This is a genomic window from Collimonas pratensis, assembly GCF_001584185.1.
In the GTDB taxonomy this organism is placed as follows: Bacteria; Pseudomonadota; Gammaproteobacteria; order Burkholderiales; family Burkholderiaceae_D; genus Collimonas; species Collimonas pratensis.
In genome coordinates, this window is sequence record NZ_CP013234.1 from 4,218,546 (window position 1) to 4,241,424 (window position 22,879).

Annotated in this window: 26 protein-coding genes and 1 pseudogene; 14 read left to right on the forward strand and 13 right to left on the reverse strand. The window is 60.7% G+C overall.

Going from position 1 to position 22,879, the window contains the following annotated elements; genetic code table 11:
* The first annotated feature begins 78 nt into the window (after positions 1–78).
* Positions 79–1,146, forward strand: a complete 1,068-nt coding sequence (locus tag CPter91_RS18730) for a zinc-binding dehydrogenase (RefSeq protein ID WP_061942815.1) — start codon at positions 79–81, stop codon at positions 1,144–1,146.
* 18 nt (positions 1,147–1,164) lie between these two features.
* Here the strand turns inward: CPter91_RS18730 and CPter91_RS18735 are convergent, their stop codons facing one another.
* From CPter91_RS18735 to CPter91_RS18745, 3 genes are all read right to left on the reverse strand, one after another.
* Positions 1,165–1,575 carry an SRPBCC domain-containing protein gene (locus CPter91_RS18735; protein WP_061942817.1) on the reverse strand — a complete coding sequence of 137 codons (411 nt, stop codon included), beginning with the start codon at positions 1,573–1,575 and terminating at the stop codon, positions 1,165–1,167.
* A 153-nt stretch (positions 1,576–1,728) separates the two neighbouring features.
* Positions 1,729–1,953, reverse strand: coding sequence for a VF530 family protein (locus CPter91_RS18740; protein WP_061942819.1), 225 nt, complete (start codon positions 1,951–1,953; stop codon positions 1,729–1,731).
* A gap of 231 nt (positions 1,954–2,184) precedes the next feature.
* Positions 2,185–3,537: an SGNH/GDSL hydrolase family protein gene (locus tag CPter91_RS18745; protein ID WP_236905858.1), complete on the reverse strand. Its 1,353-nt coding sequence runs from the start codon at positions 3,535–3,537 to the stop codon at positions 2,185–2,187.
* Between the two features lie 565 nt (positions 3,538–4,102).
* Here CPter91_RS18745 and CPter91_RS18750 point away from each other — a divergent pair.
* The 7 genes from CPter91_RS18750 to CPter91_RS18780 all read left to right on the forward strand — a co-directional run bounded on the left by CPter91_RS18750 (position 4,103) and on the right by CPter91_RS18780 (position 10,008).
* Complete coding sequence (locus CPter91_RS18750) at positions 4,103–4,759, forward strand: response regulator (protein WP_061942821.1); 657 nt, start codon at positions 4,103–4,105, stop codon at positions 4,757–4,759.
* A complete protein-coding gene (locus CPter91_RS18755) occupies positions 4,756–6,078 on the forward strand; it encodes a sensor histidine kinase (protein WP_061942823.1) in 1,323 nt (440 codons plus the stop codon). The genes CPter91_RS18750 and CPter91_RS18755 overlap by 4 nt, the downstream gene beginning before the upstream one ends.
* Positions 6,079–6,231: 153 nt before the next feature.
* Positions 6,232–7,731: a DegQ family serine endoprotease gene (locus CPter91_RS18760; protein WP_061942825.1), complete on the forward strand. Its 1,500-nt coding sequence runs from the start codon at positions 6,232–6,234 to the stop codon at positions 7,729–7,731.
* A 28-nt stretch (positions 7,732–7,759) separates the two neighbouring features.
* A complete protein-coding gene (locus tag CPter91_RS18765; protein WP_061942826.1) occupies positions 7,760–8,065 on the forward strand; it encodes a hypothetical protein in 306 nt (101 codons plus the stop codon).
* 482 nt (positions 8,066–8,547) lie between these two features.
* Positions 8,548–8,982: a YciI family protein gene (locus CPter91_RS18770; RefSeq protein ID WP_061942828.1), complete on the forward strand. Its 435-nt coding sequence runs from the start codon at positions 8,548–8,550 to the stop codon at positions 8,980–8,982.
* A 30-nt stretch (positions 8,983–9,012) separates the two neighbouring features.
* Positions 9,013–9,540, forward strand: coding sequence for an SRPBCC family protein (locus CPter91_RS18775; RefSeq protein WP_061942830.1), 528 nt, complete (start codon positions 9,013–9,015; stop codon positions 9,538–9,540).
* A 57-nt stretch (positions 9,541–9,597) separates the two neighbouring features.
* The gene (locus CPter91_RS18780) at positions 9,598–10,008 is read left to right on the forward strand and encodes a VOC family protein (RefSeq protein ID WP_061942832.1); all 411 of its coding nucleotides are present in this window, start codon (positions 9,598–9,600) and stop codon (positions 10,006–10,008) included.
* Positions 10,009–10,511: 503 nt separating this feature from the next.
* On the opposite strand, the gene CPter91_RS18785 is transcribed toward CPter91_RS18780, so the two are convergent.
* Both CPter91_RS18785 and CPter91_RS18790 read right to left on the reverse strand, forming a co-directional pair.
* Positions 10,512–10,739: a hypothetical protein gene (locus tag CPter91_RS18785; RefSeq protein ID WP_061942834.1), complete on the reverse strand. Its 228-nt coding sequence runs from the start codon at positions 10,737–10,739 to the stop codon at positions 10,512–10,514.
* A 35-nt stretch (positions 10,740–10,774) separates the two neighbouring features.
* Positions 10,775–11,251: an Lrp/AsnC family transcriptional regulator gene (locus CPter91_RS18790; protein ID WP_061942836.1), complete on the reverse strand. Its 477-nt coding sequence runs from the start codon at positions 11,249–11,251 to the stop codon at positions 10,775–10,777.
* Positions 11,252–11,392: 141 nt separating this feature from the next.
* Between CPter91_RS18790 and kynB the strand changes: the two genes are divergently transcribed.
* Genes kynB through kynA form a run of 3 tightly spaced genes read left to right on the forward strand, consistent with a single transcriptional unit; the run spans position 11,393 to position 14,158 of the window.
* A complete protein-coding gene (gene kynB, locus CPter91_RS18795) occupies positions 11,393–12,046 on the forward strand; it encodes an arylformamidase (protein ID WP_061942838.1) in 654 nt (217 codons plus the stop codon).
* Positions 12,043–13,305 (forward strand): kynureninase, encoded by a 1,263-nt coding sequence (gene kynU, locus CPter91_RS18800; protein WP_061942840.1) that lies wholly within the window; start codon positions 12,043–12,045, stop codon positions 13,303–13,305. The genes kynB and kynU overlap by 4 nt, the downstream gene beginning before the upstream one ends.
* A 10-nt stretch (positions 13,306–13,315) precedes the next feature.
* Positions 13,316–14,158 carry a tryptophan 2,3-dioxygenase gene (kynA, locus tag CPter91_RS18805; protein WP_061942842.1) on the forward strand — a complete coding sequence of 281 codons (843 nt, stop codon included), beginning with the start codon at positions 13,316–13,318 and terminating at the stop codon, positions 14,156–14,158.
* Here the strand turns inward: kynA and CPter91_RS18810 are convergent.
* The 6 genes and pseudogenes from CPter91_RS18810 to CPter91_RS18835 form a co-directional block, all read right to left on the reverse strand.
* Positions 14,153–14,743: a hypothetical protein gene (locus tag CPter91_RS18810; RefSeq protein ID WP_061942844.1), complete on the reverse strand. Its 591-nt coding sequence runs from the start codon at positions 14,741–14,743 to the stop codon at positions 14,153–14,155. The genes kynA and CPter91_RS18810 overlap by 6 nt on opposite strands.
* 17 nt (positions 14,744–14,760) lie before the next feature.
* Positions 14,761–15,006 carry a hypothetical protein gene (locus tag CPter91_RS18815; RefSeq protein WP_061942846.1) on the reverse strand — a complete coding sequence of 82 codons (246 nt, stop codon included), beginning with the start codon at positions 15,004–15,006 and terminating at the stop codon, positions 14,761–14,763.
* Positions 14,999–15,931: a DNA/RNA non-specific endonuclease gene (locus CPter91_RS18820; protein WP_061942847.1), complete on the reverse strand. Its 933-nt coding sequence runs from the start codon at positions 15,929–15,931 to the stop codon at positions 14,999–15,001. The genes CPter91_RS18815 and CPter91_RS18820 overlap by 8 nt, the downstream gene beginning before the upstream one ends.
* Before the next feature lie 210 nt (positions 15,932–16,141).
* Entirely contained in the window at positions 16,142–16,555 is a 414-nt protein-coding gene (gene yiaA, locus CPter91_RS18825) for an inner membrane protein YiaA (protein ID WP_061942849.1), read from the reverse strand.
* Between the two features lie 232 nt (positions 16,556–16,787).
* Positions 16,788–17,297, reverse strand: coding sequence for a hypothetical protein (locus CPter91_RS18830; RefSeq protein ID WP_061946408.1), 510 nt, complete (start codon positions 17,295–17,297; stop codon positions 16,788–16,790).
* 70 nt (positions 17,298–17,367) lie between these two features.
* Positions 17,368–18,348 (reverse strand): annotated as a pseudogene (locus CPter91_RS18835) (GlxA family transcriptional regulator).
* Between the two features lie 159 nt (positions 18,349–18,507).
* Here CPter91_RS18835 and CPter91_RS18840 point away from each other — a divergent pair.
* On the forward strand, positions 18,508–19,113 hold the full coding sequence (locus tag CPter91_RS18840) for a cysteine hydrolase family protein (RefSeq protein WP_061942851.1): 606 nt from the start codon (positions 18,508–18,510) through the stop codon (positions 19,111–19,113).
* A gap of 30 nt (positions 19,114–19,143) precedes the next feature.
* On the opposite strand, the gene CPter91_RS18845 is transcribed toward CPter91_RS18840, so the two are convergent.
* Positions 19,144–19,692 (reverse strand): GNAT family N-acetyltransferase, encoded by a 549-nt coding sequence (locus CPter91_RS18845; RefSeq protein WP_061942853.1) that lies wholly within the window; start codon positions 19,690–19,692, stop codon positions 19,144–19,146.
* A gap of 117 nt (positions 19,693–19,809) precedes the next feature.
* Between CPter91_RS18845 and lepB the strand changes: the two genes are divergently transcribed.
* Positions 19,810–20,475: a signal peptidase I gene (gene lepB / locus CPter91_RS18850; RefSeq protein WP_061942854.1), complete on the forward strand. Its 666-nt coding sequence runs from the start codon at positions 19,810–19,812 to the stop codon at positions 20,473–20,475.
* A gap of 5 nt (positions 20,476–20,480) precedes the next feature.
* Here the strand turns inward: lepB and CPter91_RS18855 are convergent, their stop codons facing one another.
* Entirely contained in the window at positions 20,481–21,425 is a 945-nt protein-coding gene (locus CPter91_RS18855; protein WP_061942856.1) for a LysR family transcriptional regulator, read from the reverse strand.
* 136 nt (positions 21,426–21,561) lie between these two features.
* Between CPter91_RS18855 and CPter91_RS18860 the strand changes: the two genes are divergently transcribed.
* Positions 21,562–22,860 carry a CitMHS family transporter gene (locus CPter91_RS18860; protein ID WP_061942858.1) on the forward strand — a complete coding sequence of 433 codons (1,299 nt, stop codon included), beginning with the start codon at positions 21,562–21,564 and terminating at the stop codon, positions 22,858–22,860.
* Positions 22,861–22,879 lie beyond the last annotated feature (19 nt).

Genomic DNA, 22,879 nt, shown 5'->3' on the forward strand with positions numbered 1-22,879 from the left:
ACCATTAATTGATTTCAAATATACGTTGGCACGCCTTAAAGTTCAATTATCGTCTTCACCACCCCACAGGAGAGCAGCATGAACGCATGGATCTTCAACCGCAACGAATTGACCCTGGCGCTGCAAGATGCGGCGCAACCAGAATTACGCGCCGGCGCCGCGCTGGTGCGCATGGAAGCTGTGCCGCTGCTGAGCTATACCCGCAACTACCTGCAAGGCAAGCTGCCCTATGCTTATCCGCCTAGCCCTTTTACGCCGGGCACCAACGGCATCGGCCGTATCGTCGCGGTCGGCGCCGGCGTGCAATCGCTGCGGCCGGGACAACGGGTTGCCCTCAATCCCTACTGGATCGCCGATGAAGCCGTGGCGGAAGCGCCGCAGGTATTGATCGGCCTGACCGGCATCAGCGCCGACAGCGCGCCCATGCTAGCGGAATATCCCCACGGCAGCTGGCGTGAAATCGCCGACTTTCCCGCCTCCACGCTGCTGCCGCTGGACGGGCTCGATCATGTGGCGCCAGAGCGGCTGGCGCTGCTGGCGAAGTTCATCGTCCCTTTCGGCGGCTTGCGCCGCGGCCGCCTGAGCGCCGGCGAAACGGTGGCGATCAACGGCGCCGGCGGCTATTTCGGCTCGGCCGCCGTGCTGGCCGCGCTGGCCATGGGCGCCGCCCGGGTGATTGCGCTCGGCCGCAATGCGCAGGCATTGCAGCAGCTGGTTGACTTGGGTAAAGGGCGGGTGCTGGCGGTGACGCTGACCGGCGATGTTGCCGGCGATGCCGCGGCCATCCGCGCCGCTGCCGGCGGCGGCGTCGCGCTGGGCCTGGACATGGTCGGCCAGGCCGCCGACGCCGGCAGCACCCTGGCGCTGCTGCATAGCCTGGGACGCGGCGGCCGACTAGTACTGATGGGCAGCATGCAGGTGGATCTGCCGCTGCCGTACGGCGCCATGCTGCTCAATAACTGGGAACTGATCGGCAACTTCATGTACACCGCGGCCGACTACCGCGCGCTGCTGGCGCTGCTGCGGGCCGGACTGTTGCCGCTGGATGCGGTGGAGCTGAAGACCTTCGCCTTTTCCGCGCTGGAAGCGGCGATCGACCATGCCGCGCAAATGAAGGGCTTGCAGGCGACGGTAGCGCTGTTTTAGGGGAACGGCGGGATAGCCTTAGCGCGTGGTCGACCATTCATTGGCCAGGAACTCGCGCCAGGGCTCGAAATACTTTTCGCGCCAGCCTTTCTTGACGTCTTCGTAGTCCTGCTCGGGGACGTCCAGGTGCACCAGGTCGATACGGCCATGCTCGCCCTGCGGATGGAAAGAGAGGAACAGGATGGAGTCCGGCTCGTCGGCGCCGAATGCCGGCGAGCGCCAGGTCTGCACGATCAGGCGCGGCTTGACCACCTGCAGCATGACGCCGCTGAGGGCGCCGTCGAAGGCCTGAAAGGTGTCGCCAGCTTCAGCGCCGATGGCGACCGGCGCACCGGTGATGGCCTGGTGCAGCTGCGGATCGAGATACATGTCGAACAGCGCTTCCGCCGACGCCTTCAGGACCACGGTCTTATAGATCACATTGCGCATGCTGGTTCTTCCTTCGGGCGATAAGCGAAGCATCAGATCAACGAGCGCCATGAACAGGGACTATCCGGGTTTCTTGAAATGGCGCAACAAGCAATTCCTTGCCGCCGGCAATCCACACGGCCGCGACAAAACTTTACCCTATTTTCAGAATTCTCATTTCATCGCCCGCCGCATGCCGACGTACAAGGCTTCCACTTTCTCGCGCGCCCACTCCGTCTTGCGCAGGAAGTTCAGGCTGGACTTGATGCTGGGGTCGCTCTTGAAACAGCGGATGTCGATGCGCTGGCCCAGGCCTTCCCAGCCGTAATGCGCGACCAGCTCGGTCAGCATCGCCTCCAGCGTGACGCCGTGCAGATGATTATGTGATGTTTGTGTCATGTGCTTCTCGATCAGGATTCAGATACGTATTTTACGTCGCTGCCTGCGGTTTGCGGCACGCGGCCGTTTTCCTTGCGCTCAGCCCAAGATGAACGGCGCAAGCACGGCGCCAGCGGCAACGTCGATGTTGTATATCTGAACTGAAGCGGGAAGCGGCCTGGCGCAGATCTGCCGAGCCGCTTCCCGCCGCTGGCTACCTCGCCAGCTACCTATTGGCGCTTAACAAAACGCTTAAGGTTGCAGGTTGGCCCGGTAGAACGCCGTCACCGCATCGGCCAGCAATTTGTGCGTATGCGTGGTTGGATGCAAGGTATCCCAGAACACAAAACTATCCGGATTGCCGCACTGTGAGCGCGCACTCTGCTTGCTCAGGTAGTTCGTGCTGGAATCGGTATTGATGTTGAGGCAGGACTGGGTGGTGTTGCTGACCTGGTATTTGGCCGGGTTAGCCAGCAGATCATTGAACAAGGCATAGGTATCGTACAGCTGGATGTGCAGGCTGCTGCCGTATTGCGCCTGCAGCGTAGCGACCAGCGCCGTCAGGCGGTTGTTGAGGTCGATCACCTGCGCCGCGACCGTCGGGCCGGTGGTCTTGATGCCGAACACCGGCGCCTTGGAAACGTCAGGCAGTTTCAGCAGCAGGATATTGCGGGCGCCGGACTGGATCAGGCTTTGCAGGGCCTGGGTTTCGCCACTGATGACCTGGTCCACGGTGCTGTTGTAATTGACCAGGTCGTTGCCGCCGATTAGCAAAGTGAACAAGGTGTTTTGCGGCTGGTAGTTCTGCGCCTTCTGCATATAGCTGACGTACGACTGCACTTGCTGGATCACGCCCGGAATCACCAGTTGCTGGGTGTCGACGCCGGCGCCACCGATCGCCCAGTTATACAGAGGCAGTTGCAGGTTGTTGGCGAAATATTCGACCCAGTTGTTGCCGTTGCTGAAGCGGCCGAGGAACCAGCTGCTGGAATTCGGCAAATTCCAGTTCGAGGCGTTGAAGATATTCTGGTTGTCGGACAGGCTGTCGCCGAAGGCGACGATCTTGTTGATGCCGCTCTGCGTCACGCTGTCGTTGGTCCAGACCGTGTAGTTGAACGACAACGCATTGTCGGCGGCGGCGACCAGCGCCACCGGCTGGCTGATGCCCTTGGCGTTGAGCGTGCTTTTGCATACCGATTGCAGGGTCGCCTGGCTGGTATCGCTGTAGAACATGTTTTCCCAGTTCAGCAAACCACCCGCCCACCAGTAGCCGTTGATGCGGTAATAATCGCCGCTGGACGGATCCAGGCCCCAGGCATAGGTGGTGGTCGGCTTGGTCGGATCGCTGCCGGTGCGGTACCAGCAGCGCAAATAGGTGTAGGTGCTGGTGCTGGCGGCGTTGACGGCAGCGCCGGCGGCCAGGCTGCGTCCAGCTGGGGTCTTGACCGGCATCTTGGCCGGCTTCTGTTTCAGCAGCTGTTCCTTGGACAACGGCCCCGACGAGGACAGGTGATGGGTATAAGCGGGATCGGGTTTTACATCGGCGGCGACTTGCGCCAGCGCCATATTCGAACACAAAGCACAAAATACAAACAGAGTTTTCATTGCTGGATTCCTTGTTTTGTCTTGCCATCTTTGGATCATTTGGGAGGTCCGGCGCAAGTTGCGGTGAAGCGCCGGCAACGGAATAGGCCGAGGTCGTCCGCTGAGCGCAGCTGGCGTTCAGCGGGCGGCAGCAAAGGCATGCCCGGGCGAATATTGGCACGTGGCAACAATTAAGAATTGACAATATCGGCCATTAGATTTCCGCTTCTAATTCCCTTTTCCCTGCCTACTTACCCACAGATTGTGTGGACAGCATTGTTGATAACTACCGCTCAATTCCCTTAAGTGCTTGATCTGTAAGGGAATTTTATCGCTGCTCAGTTTCACTCTGTATACTTACCCACAGATTTTGTGGACAGTCCTGTTGATAACTCCCTAACGGTTTAGCTAAGTAGCTGATCTGTATCGGTTTTTTCTCCATGCTCAGATGACGGCACAGGCCGTTTCGGGGCGTGGCGCGATTTGTTTAAGAATCATTTAATTCAATCCGGCTAAACTGCTGCCATTGGCGGCCGCATGATTTCGCAGGAAGCGCGCCCGCATTTTTTTCTAAGGAGCCGGACCGATGCGTTTGCTGTTGGTAGAAGACGACCTGATGGTAGGCGAAGCCGTACGCAAGGGTTTGCGCCAGGACGGCTTTGCACTGGACTGGGTGCAAGACGGCGTCGCCGCGCTGAGCGCACTGGCGCAAGAAGACTATCAACTGCTGCTGCTCGACCTCGGCCTGCCGCGCAAGAACGGCCTGGAAGTGCTGAAGTCGCTGCGCGCCGGCGGCAACCAGATCCCGGTGCTGATCCTGACCGCGCGCGATGCGGTGTCGGACCGCGTGGCCGGGCTCGACGCCGGCGCCGACGACTACCTGGTCAAGCCCTTCGACCTGGAAGAACTGGCGGCGCGTATCCGCGCGCTGCTGCGGCGGCAGTCGGGACGCGCCGAACCACTGGTCGAACTGGGCGGCCTGGTCCTCAATCCCGCCACCCATGAAGTCACGCTGGATGGCCAGCAAGTCAACCTGTCGGCGCGCGAATTTGCCTTGCTGCGCGCTTTCCTGGACCGTCCCGGCGTGGTGCTGTCGCGCGCCCAGCTGGAAGAAAAAATGTACGGCTGGGACGACAGCATAGAAAGCAATGCAGTCGAAGTCTACATCCACGCCTTGCGCAAGAAGCTGGGCAGCAATTTCATCAAGAACGTGCGCGGCATCGGCTACATGGTGGCGAAATGAAAACCACGCCGTCGCTACCGTCGATCCGCAAGAGCCTGCTGCGCTGGCTCGCCGTCGGCCTGGGCGGCGGTATCCTGCTGGCCGGGCTGGCGCTGTACTTCCAGGCGCGCGGCGAAGCTAACGAGCTGTTCGATTACCAGATGCGGCAGATTGTCGCATCGCTGCCGCGCCAGGCGTTTCCACCGATCATCGACGGCAGCGTCGGCGGTCCGCAGCTGGATGACCAGATCATGATCCAGATCTGGGACAACACCGGGGTCGTCATCTATCACTCGCATGCCCAGGATTTCCTGCCCCTGCAGGCCGAACTGGGTTTCACCGACGTCCGCCTGCGAAGCGGCCTGTGGCGGGTCTACAGCGCACAGATCGGCAACACTGTGGTGCAAATCGCGCAACCGCAAAGCGCGCGCAACCAGATCGCCGCGCAGATGGCGGTCAAGACCGTGACGCCCTTGCTGCTGCTGTTTCCCTTGCTTGGCATCCTGATCTGGATCGCGGTCAGCCGTGGCCTGGCGCCGATCAAGCGCGCCGCCGCCGAAGTACAGGCGCGCGACATGCATGCGCTGTCGGCGATCCCGGACGCCACCCTGCCGCAGGAAATCCAGCCGCTGACGCAAGCCTTGAACGATCTGCTGGCGCGCCTCGGACAATCGATCAACGCCCAGCGCGCCTTCGTCGCCGACGCCGCGCACGAATTGCGCACGCCGCTGACCGCCCTGCGGCTGCAAGTGCAGCTGGCCGAACGTGCCGGCAACGACAGCGAACGGCAAGCCGCTTTCGGCGACCTCAGGCAAGGACTGGAGCGCGCCACTCATCTGCTGCAGCAGCTGCTGACGCTGGCGCGGCAAGAACCAGGCGCGTTTGAACAAGCCCACGCCCGCGTCGAACTAGGCCCATTGATGCACAGCGTGGTCAGCGATTTCGCACTGGCCGCCAACGAGCGCCAGGTCGACCTTGGCATCAGCGCCGAGGTCCCGGCCAGCGTCAGCGGTAATGCCGATGCCCTGCGCATCCTGCTCAACAACCTGGTCGACAATGCGTTGCGCTACAGTGCCGCCGGCAGCAGCATCGATGTCTCGCTCGCCAGCGATGACAACGGCGTGACGCTGGCGGTGGAAGACCACGGCCCGGGCATCCCGCAAGCCGATCTGCAGCGCGTGTTCGACCGCTTCTATCGCGCCGCCGGCAGCCAGGCGCAAGCGGTCGGCAGCGGCCTCGGCCTGGCGATCGTCAAGCAGATCGCCGACGCCCACCGGGCCAGCGTCAGCCTGCGCAATACCGGCCACGGCTTGCTGGCAAGCGTGCATTTCCCGGCCTGAAGCGGCGCCGGACTGCATGGCTTGCCAAGAAGTAGGGTGGGCACAAAAGCGTGCCCACCCTACATCTCTCGCAAAAAAACTTTGAATTTTTTAAGTTTGCTTTAATTCTGGCTCTTTATGCTGTGTGTTATTCCATCAGCGAAGGAGCAACACATGAGCCGTCTGACCTTTAACCGCAGCGCCATCGCCGTCGCCGTTCTGCTTGTCGCCGGCGGCGCTTACCTGCATTCCAGGAATGGCGATATCGGCATCGACAACGCCAACGCCGCAGTGCCGGCGGCCATCACAGCGCCAGTCGCCAGTCCGGCGCCGGTTGGCAATGCGGCGCCCGCAGTCGCCGTGGCCACCGACTTCTCCAGCATCGTCGAGCGCGCCGGCCCGGCGGTGGTCAACATCAGCGTCACCGGCAAGGCCAAGCAGAGCGCCGTCTCCGACCAGGATGACGACTCCGGCCTCGATCCCAACGATCCGTTTTCACAATTCTTCAAGCGCTTCGGCCCGCAGCTGCAGATCCCGCGCCATCCACAAATCATGCGCGGCGAAGGCTCGGGTTTCATCATCGGCACCGACGGCCTGATCCTGACCAACGCCCACGTCGTCGAAGGCGCCTCGGAAGTCACCGTCAAGCTGACCGACCGCCGCGAATTCAAGGCCAAGGTGCTGGGCTCCGACAAGCAAAGCGACATCGCCGTGATCCGTATCGATGCCAAGAACCTGCCGACGGTACAGATCGGCAATCCGGCCCTGACCCGCGTCGGCGAGCCGGTGCTGGCGATAGGCTCGCCTTACGGCTTTGAAAACACCGCCACCGCCGGCATCGTCAGCGCCAAGTCACGCTCGCTGCCGGACGACACTTATGTGCCGTTCATCCAGACCGACGTCGCCGTCAATCCCGGCAACTCGGGCGGCCCGCTGTTCAACATCAAGGGTGAAGTGATCGGCATCAATTCGCAGATCTACAGCCAGACCGGCGGCTACCAGGGCTTGTCGTTTGCGATTCCGATCGACGTCGCCACCAAGGTCGAACAGCAGCTGGTGGCGCACGGCAAGGTCACCCGCAGCCATCTTGGCGTCAGCGTGCAGGAAGTCAACCAGGCCCTGGCCGAATCGTTCGGCCTGAAGAGCGCCGCCGGCGCCCTGGTCAGCTCGGTCGACAAAGGCAGTCCGGCCGACAAGGGCGGCATGCAGACAGGCGACGTCATCCTGCGCTTCAACGGCCAGGCCATCAATCACTCGGCCGACCTGCCGAGCCTGGTGGCTGACACCGCTCCCGGTACTTCCAGCACGATCGAAGTGATCCGCGGCGGCCAAAGCAAGACCCTGACCGTCAAGCTGACCGAAGCCACGCCGCTGAAAATCGCCGGCAAGGACAACGGCAGCGATTCACAGGGACGACTGGGCCTGGCCTTGCGCGAACTCAGTCCGGACGAACAGCAGCAGGTCGGCATCCGCGGCGGACTGGTGGTGGAAGACGCCAGCGGGCCGTCGGCGCTGGCCGGCATCCAGCGCGGCGATGTGATACTGTCGCTCAACGGCAAGCCGGTCAACAGCGTCGAGCAGCTGCGCCAGCTGGTCAGCAAGGCCGGCAAGAACGTCGCCCTGCTGGTGCAGCGTGACAAAGACAAGATCTTCGTTCCTTTGAACCTGGGCTAAATCCCACACGACGGAAAGCGGGGCAGTGATGTTCAATCCGATAAAGAACCATAATTTATCGCAGCACATCCTGCCCTCCTCCGCCACCATGATCGGCGTCTGCATCACCGCGTTGTCGATTATCAAACTCGCAAGATTCAGCGGCCTGGCCATCTGGCTCAGCCACCTGCTGGCGCTCAACAGCCTGGTGTTCCTCACCAGCGGCGTGCTCTCTTACGCATCGATGCGTTCGCGCCAGAGCACGCGTCTCGAACAATATGCCGATATCGCCTTCATCTTCGGCCTCACCCTGCTCAGTTTGTCGACCGTCTTCATGGCCGTCGTGATTGACTGAACATTCCGGATTGAATTCTCATTCACCCAAAGTTATTCACAGAATCTGTGGATAGTCCTGTTGATAACCTCTGTCAACATCCTCTATGTAACTGATCTATATGGATTTTTTTGTCGTGCTTAATGTTGTGCGCGATATTGGCTGAAGTGCCCAAAAAAGCGGCAATCGAAGCCTTGGATTCGATTGTTCCGGCCATGGCCAAAAATTTGAACGAGCGATCGGTTTGATTGGCAGATCAACTTGCCTAGGCTTTGATTGAACCCGTACACTACCTAGGCCGTCCAACCGCGTAGTGCTGTCCAGCGCTGCCACCAAGAGACAATATTTAATGCTTTAGCAAGCAATCCCTCGCCAGCAAATATAATTCGAAAAAATATTGCGCGGCTGTCGATTCAGGCCTCCGCCCTTCGACTAGTTAGCAGATGCGGGATTTAAGCGGCCAAGGACTACGTAAGGCAACCACAACCAATGGAGATTTCAAGATGCGATTCATGATCATACGCAAGGCCGACAAAGCAACCGAAGCAGGCGAAATGCCAAGCGAAGAGCTGCTGACGGCGATGATAAAGTACAACGAAGAAATGATACAGGCCGGCGTCATGCTGGCCGGCGAAGGCTTGCAACCCAGCGCCAAGGGCGCGCGCATCAAGTTCTCCGGCGGCAAGCCAACCGTGCTCGACGGCCCCTTCGCCGAAACCAAGGAATTGATTGCCGGCTTCACCATGATCCAGGTCAAGTCAAAGCAGGAAGCGCTCGAATGGGTCAAGCGCTGGCCACCGCTGGACGCAAATGGCGGCGTCGAACTGGAGCTGCGCCAGGTATTCGAAGCAGAAGATTTCGGCGACGAGCTGACGCCGGAACTGCGCGAAGCCGAAGAACGCCTGCGCCGCCAGGCCAGCGACAACAGCAAACTTTAATCCTGCCATCCATCGACCAGCGGAGAACCCATGCTCAAGACCATCGCCATCGTTATTGTCGTCGCCATCGCCGCGATCCTAGGCTATGCCACGTTGCGGCCAGACGATTTCCGCGTCCAGCGCTCTGTCACGATCAAGGCGCCGCCGGAAAAAATCTTTGCCCTGATCGACGACTTCCACGCATGGGGCAGCTGGTCGCCTTTCGAACAGCTGGATCCAGGCATGAAGCGCAGTTTCAGCGGCGCCGCCAGCGGCAAGGGCGCGGCCTATGCCTGGGACAGCACGGGCAAGGCCGGCGCCGGCAGCATGGAGATCAAGGAGTCTACGCCGCCCAGCAAGATCCTGATCAAGCTGGATTTCACGAAACCGCTGGAAGGCCACAACACGGCTGAATTCAGCATCGACACCCAAGGCGACAGCAGCAAGGTCACTTGGGCCATGTATGGACCATCGCCCTATGTCGCCAAGGTGATGGGCATCTTTTTCAGCATGGACAATATGATCGGCAAGGATTTTGAAACCGGTCTCGCCACCCTGAAAAGCGTTGCAGAAAAATAAGCGACGAGCATCCCTTTCCGCATTTCCATCATTCGTCATCCACTACAGGAGCATGTCATGCAATTGCACCCCTACCTCAATTTCAACGGTACCTGCGACGCTGCCTTCAAGTTCTATGAAAAAGTCCTGGGCGGGAAAATCACCCTCAAGCTGCGCTTCGGCGAAACCCCGATGGCCGATCAATGCCCGCCGGGCTCACAAGATCAGATTGCCCACGTGCGCCTCGAATCCGGCAGCATGGTGCTGCTGGGTTCCGACTGCCCGCCCGAGTATTTCGAAAAAGCCCAGGGCACCGTGCTCTCGCTCAACGTCGACAGCATCGCCGAGGCGGAGCGCGTATTCAATGCCTTGAAAGAAAACGGCAGCGTCAAGATGCCCCTGGAAAAAACCTTCTGGGCAGTCCGTTTCGCCATGCTGACCGACCAGTTCGGCACGCCTTGGATGGTCAACTGCGAGAAAGACAACTGATCGGTACGCAACCGCAGGTACTCCGTGGTCCGTCAATTGGGGTCAGAGTAATTTTCGCAAAAAGCCGCGAAAAAAAACTCTGACCCCAATTGACTATTGCGCCGTGGTTTTGACGTTGGGGTTGGGGTTGGGGTTGCTTTTGAAGTACCCCGCATGCGGACGTTGCCAAATCCGGCGCGCGCCAGCCGGGAATTGTGAGGGGCATGTTTGAGCCGAAGGCGAGTTTTGCCCCTCACCCGGCTGGCGCGCGCCGGATTTGGGGACCCGACCGAAGGGAGGGCAACGGCTGTGCGGTCGCCTTTTCTTTGCCTACTTTCTTTTGGCGAAGCAAAAGAAAGTAGGCGGCTGCCGGGCCGCTCCCGGCTTGTATCCACGGAGTAGCTGCGGTGTTATCAACCCGCAGGCCGTTCTTAGCGTGCCAAGGCATGCACTCCGTGGAACGTCAAATGGGGTCAGAGTAATTTTCGCAAAAGGCCGCGAAAAAAAACTCTGACCCCATTTGACTACAGCAGTGGTGTTTTGGTGACGGTTACGCGGTCGATGAAGAATTCGCCGTCTATGCATTTACGGTGCGGCACGCCAGCCACCTTGAATCCCGGGCCGCCTTCTGCCACCCAGATGCGGGCAACGGTATCGAACTCCTCTACCTCCAGCCCCAGCATCGCTGCAGACAACACAAACTGCGCCCCGTCCTTTTGCCTGTCACGAATTTCGTCTATCGTCTTTGCCATATTTTCAATCTACTTTTACAGTTCCAGTTAAATCATCAAGCATCGCGCAACAGCTCGCGCGGCAATTCATAGGTTTCCTTGATCGCCTGCAGCACGATATTCGAACGGATATCCTGCACGCCCGGGATCTTGTACAGCTTCTCCAGCACGAACGCCGAATAATGCTTGAGGTTGCGCGCCTTCACCCGCAACAGGTAATTGGCGTCGCCCGTAATGATATAGGAGCCAACCACCTCCGGATAATTCTGCAAAGCCTGCATGAAATTCTCATGCCAGCTTTCCACATCGCGCCGCATCGTCACCTGCACGAACACATCCAGTTCCAGGCCCAGCTTCTCCGGACTCAGCAAAGCGCTGTAACGGCTGATGATGCCCTCCTCCTCCAGGATCCGCACCCGCCGCAAACAGGACGAAGGCGACAGGAACACCTGCTCCGCCAGGTCCTGGTTACTGATGCGGCCATTCTGCTGCAACAGCGTCAGAATGTTCAAATCGATGGTATCGAGCTGCATTGAAATTATCTTTCAATATTTATAGTTAATATCTAAATATATTCTAAAATTAATGCAAATTTTACAGCAATTTCGTATAAAAATTCCAAGCCGCTCGCCTAAAATAATTCCATCGATCCAGTCCGGCCAAAGGAGAAAGCCATCGCTACCGCACAACACATCTGGGACATCAGCCCGCTGCTCGCCGCCAGCATCCCGGTCTGGCCCGGCGACACCCCCTTCAGCGCCCAGGCCACCTGGGAAATCGCCGACGGCTGCCCGGTACACGTCAGCCGCATCACGCTTTCCACCCACACCGGCGCCCATACCGATGCCCCCAGCCACTACGACACCCAGGGCCTGGCGATAGACCAGGTGCCGCTGGATGCCTATATCGGCCCATGCCGCGTGATCCACTGCATAGGCGCCACGCCGGTCAGGCCGGAAGATATCGCACACGCCTTGGCGGATATCCCTCCGCGCGTGCTGTTGCGCACCTACGCCAAGGCCCCGCAGGAACAGTGGGATCCAGCCTTTGCCGCCGTCGCGCCGGACACCATCGCCATGCTGGCACAGCATGGCGTGCGCCTGGTCGGCATCGATACGCCCTCGCTCGATCCGCAGGAATCCAAGACCATGGCGGCCCACCACGCAGTCAAGCAGCACGGCATGGCCATCCTCGAAGGCATCGTGCTCGATGCGGTCGCCGCGGGCGACTACGAACTGATCGCTCTGCCCTTACGTCTTGCCGGCATGGACGCCAGTCCCGTACGCGCCATCTTGCGCCCTCTTTCATCAACAGGAATCCAGTCATGACCAACACCATAGACAGCCGTACCGCCTGCCAGGCGCTCGACGCCGACGACCCGCTGGCGCCGCTGCGCGCACAGTTCGACCTGCCGCCCGGCGTCATCTACCTGGACGGCAATTCGCTCGGCGCCCGCCCGCGCGCGGCGCTGCAGCGGGCCCAGCAAGTGATCCAGCAGGAATGGGGCGTCGACCTGATCCGCAGCTGGAACAAGGCCGGCTGGTTCGATCTGCCGGCCCGCCTCGGCAACCAGCTAGCGCCGCTGATCGGCGCCAAGGACAATGAAGTGGTGATCACCGATTCCACCTCGATCAACCTGTTCAAGCTGCTGGCCGGTGCGCTGCAGCTGCAAACCGCCAAAGCGGATGCGGCGACACGCAAGGTGATCGTCACCGAACGCGACAATTTTCCAACCGATATCTACATGGCGCAGGGTCTTACCGAATGGCTGGACCGTGGCTACCGCATCCACCTGATCGACTCGCCGCAGGAACTGGCCAGCGCCGTCAACGCCGAGACCGCGGTGCTGATGCTGACCCACGTCAATTACCGCAGCGGCCACCTGCACGACATGCAGGCGGTCACCGCCGCCGCGCAAGAACAAGGTGCACTGGTGCTATGGGACCTGGCGCATTCGGCCGGCGCCTTGCCGATCGACCTGCATGCGGCCAATGCCGACTTCGCCGTCGGCTGTACCTACAAATATTTGAACGGCGGCCCGGGCGCGCCGGCCTTTGCCTGGATCGCGCCACGCCACCACGCGCAGTTCCGCCAGCCGCTGTCAGGCTGGTGGGGCCATCGCGCGCCGTTCACCATGCAACCCGGATTCACCCCGGTGGACGGCATCCGGCGCGCGCTGTGCGGCACCCAGCCCATCGTTTCGATGGCCCTGGTGGAATGCGGCTTGGACATCTTCGCGCAAACCGACATGCTAGCGCTGCGCAAGAAATCGCTGGCGCTCACCGACCTGTTCATCAGTCTGGTGGAGAGCCGCTGCGCCGGCCTCGACCTGACGCTGGTGACGCCGTGCGCCCATGCCGAGCGCGGCAGCCATGTCAGTTTCGCCCACGCGCACGGCTACGGCATCATGCGCGAGCTGATCGCGCGCGGCGTCATCGGCGACTACCGCGAACCGCAAGTGATGCGCTTCGGCTTCACGCCGCTGTACACCGGTTTCTGCGATGTCTGGGACGCCGTCGAAACGCTGCGCCAGATCGTCGCCGGCAAAGAATATCAAATCAACGCGCAGCAAGAAGCCGTCACCTAGGAGACAAGAGATGGAATGCCCTTATAAGCCGAACGAGAGCTGGCATGGCGCGCAAATGGAGTTCAAGGAAGACATGAGCTACGGCGATTACCTGGCGCTGGACCAGGTCTTGTCGGCGCAGCGTCCGCTTTCGCCCAACCATAATGAAATGCTGTTCATCATCCAGCACCAGACCAGCGAACTGTGGATGAAACTGATGCTGCACGAGCTGCACGCGGTGCGCCGCCAGCTGCGCGCCAATGAACTGGCGCCGGCTTTCAAGATGATGGCGCGGGTGGCGCGCATCATGGACCAGCTGGTGCATGCCTGGGATGTGCTGGCGACCATGACGCCGCCGGAATACACCGCGATCCGGCCCTACCTGGGCCATTCGTCGGGCTTCCAGTCCTACCAGTACCGGGAAATCGAATTCCTGCTCGGGAACAAGAACGCCGCCCTGCTGCAGGTGCATCAGCAGTCGCCGGAATCCTATGCGCGCCTGCAAGATGCCTTGCTGCAGCCCTCGATCTATGACGAGGCGCTGATGCTGATGGCGCGCGCCGGCCTGGTGCTGGATCCGGCACGCCTGAACGCCGACTGGAGCAAGGCGACGGTCGCCGATGCCTCGGTGGAAGCGGCCTGGCTGACGGTATACAAGGCGCCGGACACGCATTGGGAGCTGTATGAGCTGGCGGAAAAACTGGTCGACCTGGAAACCGCGTTCCGCTACTGGCGCTTCCGCCACCTGACCACGGTGGAGCGCATCATCGGCTTCAAGAAAGGCACCGGCGGCACCGAAGGCGCCAGCTATCTGAAGAAGATGCTGGACGTGGTGCTGTTCCCGGAACTGTTTTCCCTGCGTACGTCCTTATAGAGCGGCCTTCTTGCGGCTGGCGGCATGCGCGCGCGCCTGCCTGACGTCGGCCGGATCGCAGCGCAGTTCCAGCAGCTGGTTGACGGCGATTTCATCGGCCAGCGAGGTGGCCGTCACGGTGGCCCCGAAGAAATCCGCATCCAGGCTGAGCGCATTGCAAATCCGCTTGCGGCCGGCTTCGTCCGGCGGCAGCTGCAAAACCACGGTGAGAAAATTGGGCGCCGCGCCGCCATCGGCGCTCTGTCCCGGCAAGCCGGGTGTCACCAGTGCGGCGGTCTGCGGTTGCACAAGCGCAGCCGCGAGCGGCACGCCAGCCCGCTCCAGCTCGGCCATGGCCACCACGACCGTGCTGTGCGGACCAGGCCACTTCTTGACGCCGCCGACCAGCACCGGCACGCCGCCGCTGACTTCGTATTCGGTTTCGGAAATTTTCTCGTAATGGAAAGGCTCCCAGCCGTCGACGCCGTGCTTGCGCATGGCCACCTGCTCCAGCAACTGGCTCTGCGGCGCGCCATTGCCGAGCATGCCGACATCGCTCAAGCCGCCGTCGCTGCCCGCAGTTGCTGCATTCAATGCGTCATCCATCTGCCTGCCTCTTGTATTCAAAACGGATTGCTGACCTTGACCACCGGCGCAGCGGCGATCTTGTCCGGCAAGGTTTGCGATTCCAGTACCGCCACCACGTTGTCGAGCAGCGCCTGCAAGGTCTTTGCGTGCTCCAGTCCGGCCTGGTCCAGCGTCAGGTCGAGGTCGCCGAACAGGCTGACCCGGTCCAGGCGGTTTTCGACATTCAGCTTGCCGATGGCAAGGGTTGCGCTCTCATCGGCAAACGGTACAAATTTAGACATGCGACCATCCTTTGTTTATCAGGTTCGTAACGAAATTGACCAGCATCTTCACCACATCATCCATCAATTTGGACAGCAAGTCCTTCTCTATTTTCTTGATCTGGGCGGCCGGCTCGGCGCTTCTTTCGGGCGGGCTTTTTTCAGCCGCATAGCGTTCGCCGCCGCTGCCGCGCCCGCCCGCCGCCGGCAGGGTCATCGCCACATCCTTGACGCGCTTCGGCACGCCGGGCAGCAGATCAATGCGCAAAGTGTTTTCCAGTTGCGACAGCGACAAGGTCTGGTAGTGCGAGGTATCCGCGTTCTTGATGAAATAGGCGGCCGCCTGCTGTCTCCTCGGACTATAGACGACTTTATAGATATAGGTCGGCACCAGCACGTTGCCGACCTTTTGCAGATCCTGGCCAAGGAAGGCCGGGCCGGTGATCACGTACAGTTCGCCCTCTTTCACCGCCAGGCGCCGCACCGCGCTCTCGATCTCGGCCCATATGTGGCGGTTGTTCTGCGGATTCTGCGGCACCATGTTGGCCAGGCTGAAACTTTCATACTGCGATGTGCGGTTGGCCATGTCGCCGTTCGGGCTCATGTGGCCGCGGTCGAAACCGGAACGGGCATAGTCTTTCAGCTCGGCGCGGTCATTGATCAGCAAGGCCGGCTCGGGATGAAAGGAGTTTTCGCGCGACAGCGTGCGTGCCGCGATGATGGTGTTGCCGGTCAGGTGCTCGGCCGACCACAGCGGCGTGCGCGTGATACCTGAATGCATGACGGCAAAAGCCTGGAAGCACAGCTCCTGGGTCTGGCGCGCCAGCTTGTCGTTCAGAATCCTGGGAGCCTGGCCGGCAGCGTAATGAGAGGGACAATCGGTAGCAAAAGCGGAGGATGTCAGCAGTAAGCCGACAATGAGAAAACGACGAAACCTGTGCGGCATTGTTCACCAAAGCTGTATAAATACCCAGTATAAGGTTTAACTTAAATCGCACCAAGCATTTTCCTGATTTGCAGGATGTAGTTCGCTACCGCGTGGGCAAAAAAACTTGCCCACCCTACCCTATCCTATCTTGCCGATTTGCAGGGAGCCGCTGGTACCCACGCATGCGTACTTGCAGGGTGAGCACCTGTGCCCACGCGGACGTATTTCCTAGTCGATGACAACCTGCTTTGTACCCTGCATGTCGCGCGTATTCTTTTGCACGGCAATGGCGCCGAACAGAGCCAGGGCAAACGACATGCCGTAGAAACCCTTTTCGCTCAACTGCAGGTTGGCGTTGAACAAACCGATGGCGAGCAGGAACACGGCCAGCAGCACCGACAGCCAGCACAAACCATAGTAGATCCCAGTCACCGGAATTCCCTCGACCCGGTCGCGCACGCTTTTTTGCACGGAAATGGCGGCGAACAGGCCGTACACCAGCAAGGTGAAATAGTAGCCGCGCTCATTGAGCTGCATGTTGGCGTTGAACAGGCCGACCAGGAAAGCGATGAAACCGGCGAGCAGCGCCGCCCATGAGGCAGCAACGAAGGCGAAAGACGGCTGTTGAGACGGATGCGACATGGATGGTTCTCCCTTGGTTATTGAATACTCGGAAAATGACTGCTGCATCGGATGCATCCCGCCATCTGCCAAGCGGGAAGGCACTGAATTTCGATGGCAATCATACCTGTCCTTTTTTGCAATAGGCAATGATATGGATTATTTACTCTAACCGGCTCTGTCTTGCCGCGCGACGCACAGAAAATCCGCGGCCATGCGCGCCGGCGATAAAAAATCTACCAGGGATGTGCCGTCAGTTGGGCTTGCGGAATCCGCCATCCACCCAGGCGCTGGCGCTGGCCGGGCTCAGCTTGAAGCTGGCGGCGACACGCACCTGGGCCAGCTGTTCGCGGTCCTGATCGTGGGCGCTCAGCAGCGCGTAGGGGAAGTCATCGTCGGGCACGATGTCGAGGGTGACGCTGATGTCTGCCGTGCCATCGCTGACGACGACGGTCTTGTGCAGCATCGCATGCAGCTGCTGCTCGTGGCGGCGTACGAATTCGGAAGCAGTCTTGACCAGGGTGATGAAGGCAGAAGGGTCGAGTGGCTTCGGATTCTTCTTGTCGCGGCCCATGGTCCAGGGGCCGATCAGCGCCGGTTCCGGTTCGCCGTCCTTGATCATCGCCACCGCCCAGCCGTCATCGTCGTCGTTCTTGATGATGCGCGCGGTCCAGCCGTCGTCTTGCCACAGGCGCGGCTCCTGGATATTTTGGTCGGCGCCGGCGGCGGATTCTTCGGGGGATGCTGCGGAGTGGTCTGTCATTGCGTCGGGAAATTCAGGAAGCGGCAAAAAAATGCGGGAAGACGCATTGTATAGCAGCGGCGGCAAACCCTCATGCGCGCCGGTATTGCTTGCGGTAGGCAGCGGGCGAGATGGCGAAGGCGGCGCTGAAATGCTGGCGCAGCGACACCGTGGAACCGAAGCCGGCCAGCTCGGCAATTCTGTCAATCGCCTTGTCGGACGTTTCCAGCAAGCGCTGCGCCGAAGCCAGGCGGTGGTTGAGCAGCCATTGCGAAACGGTGGTGCCGGTCTTCAGCTTGAAGCGGCGGGTGAAATTGCGCCGGCTCATGGCCGCCCTCTCGGCCAGCACATCCAGGCACAGCGGCTGCTCCAGGTGTTCGATGGCCCAGTCCAGCGTGACGGTCAGGGCGTCGCTGCCACCGCTGGCCGGCAACGGCTGTTCGATGTATTGCGCCTGGCCGCCGTGGCGGTGCGGCGCCACCACCATGCGGCGAGCAACGCGGTTGGCGACGTCGGCGCCATGGTCGCGCCGCAGCAGGTGTAGGCAGCAGTCGATGGCGGCGGCGGTGCCGGCCGAGGTCAGGATGTCGCCGTCGTCCACGTACAAGACTTTCTGGTCCAGCTTGACCTTGGGATACTTGCGCGCAAAATCTTCGCTCCAGACCCAATGGGTGGAAGCGGCGCGGCCATCCAGCAGGCCGGCTTCGGCCAGCACGAAAGCGCCCAGGCAGAGGCCGACGATGCGGGCGCCGCGTGCATGGGCGCTGCGCAAGGCTTGCAGCAGCAGCTCCGGCGGCCTTTCATCCGGATCGCGCCAGGCCGGCACGATCACGGTATCGGCCTCTTGCAGCGCCGACAAATCATGTTACACCTCGATATTGAAGCCCGACATGGTCGGCACCAGGCCGGTCGGCGTGCCGCAGATCAGCAGGCGGTAGCGCGGCACGCCCAACCGCGCCAGGTCGTCGCCGAACACCATGCAGGGCACCGACAGGTGGAACGGGCTGATGCCCTCGAAGACGACCACCGCGACGGTGTGCTTTTTTTCGGCAAGGGAGGGTAAAGTCGACATGGCCCGATCCTATCATATTATGTCTATCGGGACACTTTCGCCCATGACTCCCGCCGCCGATACTTCCTCCTGTTCCGCCGCCTTCGGTTAACGGAGACGGCATAGGCGACGATAGACGATGGGCGTCCATCGCGCCTGATATCAACCGGGAGTACCACCATGCATCATCCAACCATCCGCACCATGGCCGGCGCCGCCGCGCCGGTCAAATTCGACGCCGCCGCTACTGCCTTGCTGGTGATCGATTTCCAGAACGAATACTTCGGCGGCAAGATGCCAATTCCGGATGGCATGCGCGCCCTGCGCAACGCCAGCCGCCTGATCGCCATGGCCGACCAGGCCGGCATGCCGGTATTCCATGTCCAGCACCTCAGTCCCGCCGGCGCGCCCGTATTTGCCGCCGACAGCGTTAACGTGCATTTCCATGCTGAATTGCTACCGGCGGCGCATCACAGCGTCGTGCAAAAGACTTCCGTCAGCGTGTTTCCGACGTCCGATATCGACCAGCGCCTCAAGGCAGCCGGCATCAAGACCTTGATCATCAGCGGCCTGATGACGCATGCCTGCGTTGCCGGAGCTGCGCGCGATGCCGTACCGCTCGGTTATGACGTAGTAGTGGCGGAAGATGCCTGCGCTACCCGCGATCTCGACAATGCCGACGGCAGCGTACTACCGCATGCCGTGCTGCATCGCGCAGCGCTGGCTTCCATCGCTGACACCTTCGGCGCGCTGATGACGACCGAGCAGATTCTGCAACTGCCGTAGAGCCAAGCACGGCGCCGCAAGAGATGAAGCTTACGCCGCCCTGTAGTCGTCGCGCCTGAGAGCATAGATGACGCTGCCGGCGCCACCCAGCGGCTCGGCAACCTTGTCTATCTGTATCAGGCCGACTTTCTCCAGCACGCGGCGCGAGGCCTGATGGGTTTCTCTTACCAGGGCCCAGATCTCCTCCAGCTCCAGAGTCCCAAAGCCGAATTCCAGCGCGGTCGCCGACAACTCCGTGGCCAATCCCTGTCCCCACGCCGCGGTGGCAAAACGATAGCCGAGATTGACCTTTTCCTGCTGTCCGAACAGAGCATGGGTCAGGCCGCCAAAACCGATGATCCGTTCTTCATCCTCTTTCAAACTCACCGCCCATTGTCCAAAACCGTGCTGCTGCCACTGCCTGAGCCAGCGCTCCATGGTGGCTTCCGCTTCCGCCACGTTTTGATAGGGGCCGGCTGGATTGAAGGTATTGGTGGCCGGATCGCCGTAGATGCTGAACAGGGCAGCAATATCCTGGCTGCTGGGGCGGCGCAAAGCCAGCCGCGCGGAGTAAATAATGGTTGGTGAATTTGGTGGCATACTGTGCAGATATGAGAGCGGGTATGCTCCATGATAAGGCTTTAAAGAGATTTGGGAGCGCGCTCTGCAACAGCCTCCCAAGGAATGCGTCGGCACTCACTCGAAGGCGGAATGACAATGAAAAACTGGATCCGGCTCAACAAGGGATTTTTACTGTTCCTGTTTCTTTTCGGGATTTTCCGCACCGCCGTGGCTGACTGGAATCCGATTCCGTCCGGCTCCATGCGCCCCAACCTGCTGGAAGGAGACGTGGTGTTCGTCAACCGCCTGGCGTTCAACCTGAAAGTCCCGCTCACCAATATCGTGCTGGGCCATCTGGGCGAGCCCAAACATGGCGATATCGTTACCTTCTTCTCGCCGCTGGACGACACCCGGCTGATCAAGCGTGTCATCGCCCTGCCCGGCGACACGGTGGAAATGCGCGATGAAAAGATGATCATCAACGGCCATGAAGCCAGCTATGCGGTATTAGGCACGGCACCGGAACCGATGGGCCAGGGCAGCATCGTCGCCCTGCGCCTGAACGAAAAAATGGGCGGCGAACAGCACCGCATCCAGGTCCTGCCGCAAGTCAACGCCAACCGCAATTTCGGCCCCATCATGGTGCCGCCGGATCACTACCTGATGCTCGGTGACAATCGCGACAACAGCGGCGACTACCGCCACTTCGGCTTCGTGCCGCGCGAACTGCTGATCGGACGCGCCGAACGGATCCTGGTGTCAGCCGACATCAAGGGCAACTGGATGCCGCGCACCGAACGTTTCGGCATGGCCTTGCAGTAATCCGCTTACTCAGCCGCCCGATTGCGCCGCAACGGGCGGTTGTTGTTCGCTGTTGCCATTTTACGTAGCCGCTTTTCAATCAACTCCGACATGCCCTGCGCCGCAATCGACAGAGAACGCTCTTTCTTTTTCACGATCAGGATAGGCCGCACGATGTCTTGCGCATCGATCGGGATGCTGACCAGGTCCATGTGACGAAACTGGAACAAGGTCAGCTCCGGCACGATGCTGACGCCGAGGCCGGACTCGATCAGACCCGCCACCGTCGCCAGATGCTCCACCTCCAGCCCGGAATGCATCACCGGGATGCCGCGCAACAGCAGCTCGACATGCTGACGCACGCTGGTGGAGCGCGCCAGGTGGATCAGCTCGCAACCGCTCAGGTCAGACAGCCGGATGCGGCGCTTGCCGGCCAGCGCGTGATCCTGGCGGCACACCAGGTAAAACGGATCGCTGCACAAGGTCTTGGTATCGAATTCGGTCAGGCCCGAGCCGGGCGCGGTCAAGGCGATATCCACCTTGCCCTGGCGTAGCATGGCCAGGCACTGGTCGGACAAGGCGTCGAACAGCTGCACCGTGATCCCGGGATAAGCCCGCTTGTATTCGGCAATCACCGCCGGCAAGCCGTTTGCCGCCAGCGACGGCAAGGCCGCGATCGCGACCCGGCCCTTGCGCCTGGCGACGTAGTCGCTCATGTCGGCAAACGCTGATTCGATATCGCTCACCAGCGCCCGCGCCACTTCCGCAAACAGCTCCCCCTCCGCGGTCAGCGTGACGTTGCGCGTATCGCGCTCGAACAGCTTGGCGCCTACCGCCACTTCCAGCTTCTGAATCATGACGCTGAACGCCGATTGCGACATGAAACAGCGCTCGGCGGCATGGGTGAAATGCTTGCATTCCCGCAGCGCCAGGAAGGCATGCAGCGAACGGGTGGAGATATTGAGCTTCATTGATTAATCCGTTTTTACGATCAATCCATCGAAAAAAACCATTTTACAGCACAAACTCCCGCTCTCAGAATGCACATAAAAGAAGAGCCATAACAAGTATTCCCATAAAAATATCAAGGGATAGGAGACAGACATCATGCTGGCATTACTCGGCTTCATTACCATCGCCACTCTGCTGGCGGCGATCCTGACAAAAAAGATGTCGCCGCTGGTGGCGCTCATTTCGATTCCCATCATCGCCGCCTTGATAGGCGGCTTTGGCCTGGAGACCTCCAAATTCATCGTAGCCGGCATCACCAGCATCGCGCCGGTGGCCGGCATGTTCGTATTCGCCATCCTGTTTTTCGGCATCGTCACCGATGCCGGCATGCTCGATCCGATCATCTCCGCCATCCTGCGCATCGTCGGCAGCCGCCCTACCCGCATCGTGCCCGGCACCGCGCTGCTGGCGCTGCTGATCCACCTGGACGGCTCGGGCGCGGTCACCTTCCTGGTGACGATTCCAGCCATGCTGCCTTTATATACCCGGCTGGGCATCGACAAGCGCATCCTGGCCTGCGTCGCCTCGCTGGCGGCGGGCGTCAATTTCCTGCCATGGACCGGCCCCATGATCCGCGCTTCCGCTGCCTTGCACATCCCGGTCAGCGACATCTTCACGCCCTTGATCCCGGTGCAGATCGTCGGCCTGGTGTTCGTTTTTTCCGTGGCTTATTATCTCGGCCTGAAAGAAGAACGGCGGCTCGGCCTGACCAAGGGCGCGCCGCTCGGTTTCGTCCATACCCACGAGTTGTCGGAAGCGGAAAAGAACATACGCCGTCCACGCAATTTCTGGATCAATATCGTGCTCACCGTGTTCGTGCTGGGCGTGATGATCAGCGGCAAAATCGATCCGGTGGTGATGTTCATGATCGGCGTGGTGCTGGCGCTGATGATCAATTACCGCAACGCCGACATGCAGCGCGCACGCATCGATGCCCACGCCAAGGCGGCCCTGCTGATGGCCAGCATCCTGTTCGCCGCCGGCGTGTTTACCGGCATCATGACCAAATCCGGGATGCTGAGCGCCATGGCCAAGATGGCGGTCGGCTTCGTGCCGCCTTCGATGGCTTCGCATATCCCCGTGGTGCTGGGCCTGTTGGCTATGCCGTTGTCGATGCTGTTCGATCCCGACTCTTTCTACTTCGGCGTGCTGCCCGTGATCGCCGAAGTCGGCCACATGCTGGGCGTACAGCCGCTGCACGTGGCGCAAGCCGCGCTGCTGGGCCAGATGACCACCGGCTTCCCGGTCAGCCCGTTGACGCCGGCGACCTTCCTGGTGGCCGGCCTGGCTGGCATCGACCTGGCCGATCACCAGAAATACACCTTCAAATACCTGTTCGCGGCATCCGTCATCATGACCATCACCTGTGTCGTGATCGGCGTCTTTCCCTTGTAGAACAGAACCAGCCCAGGAG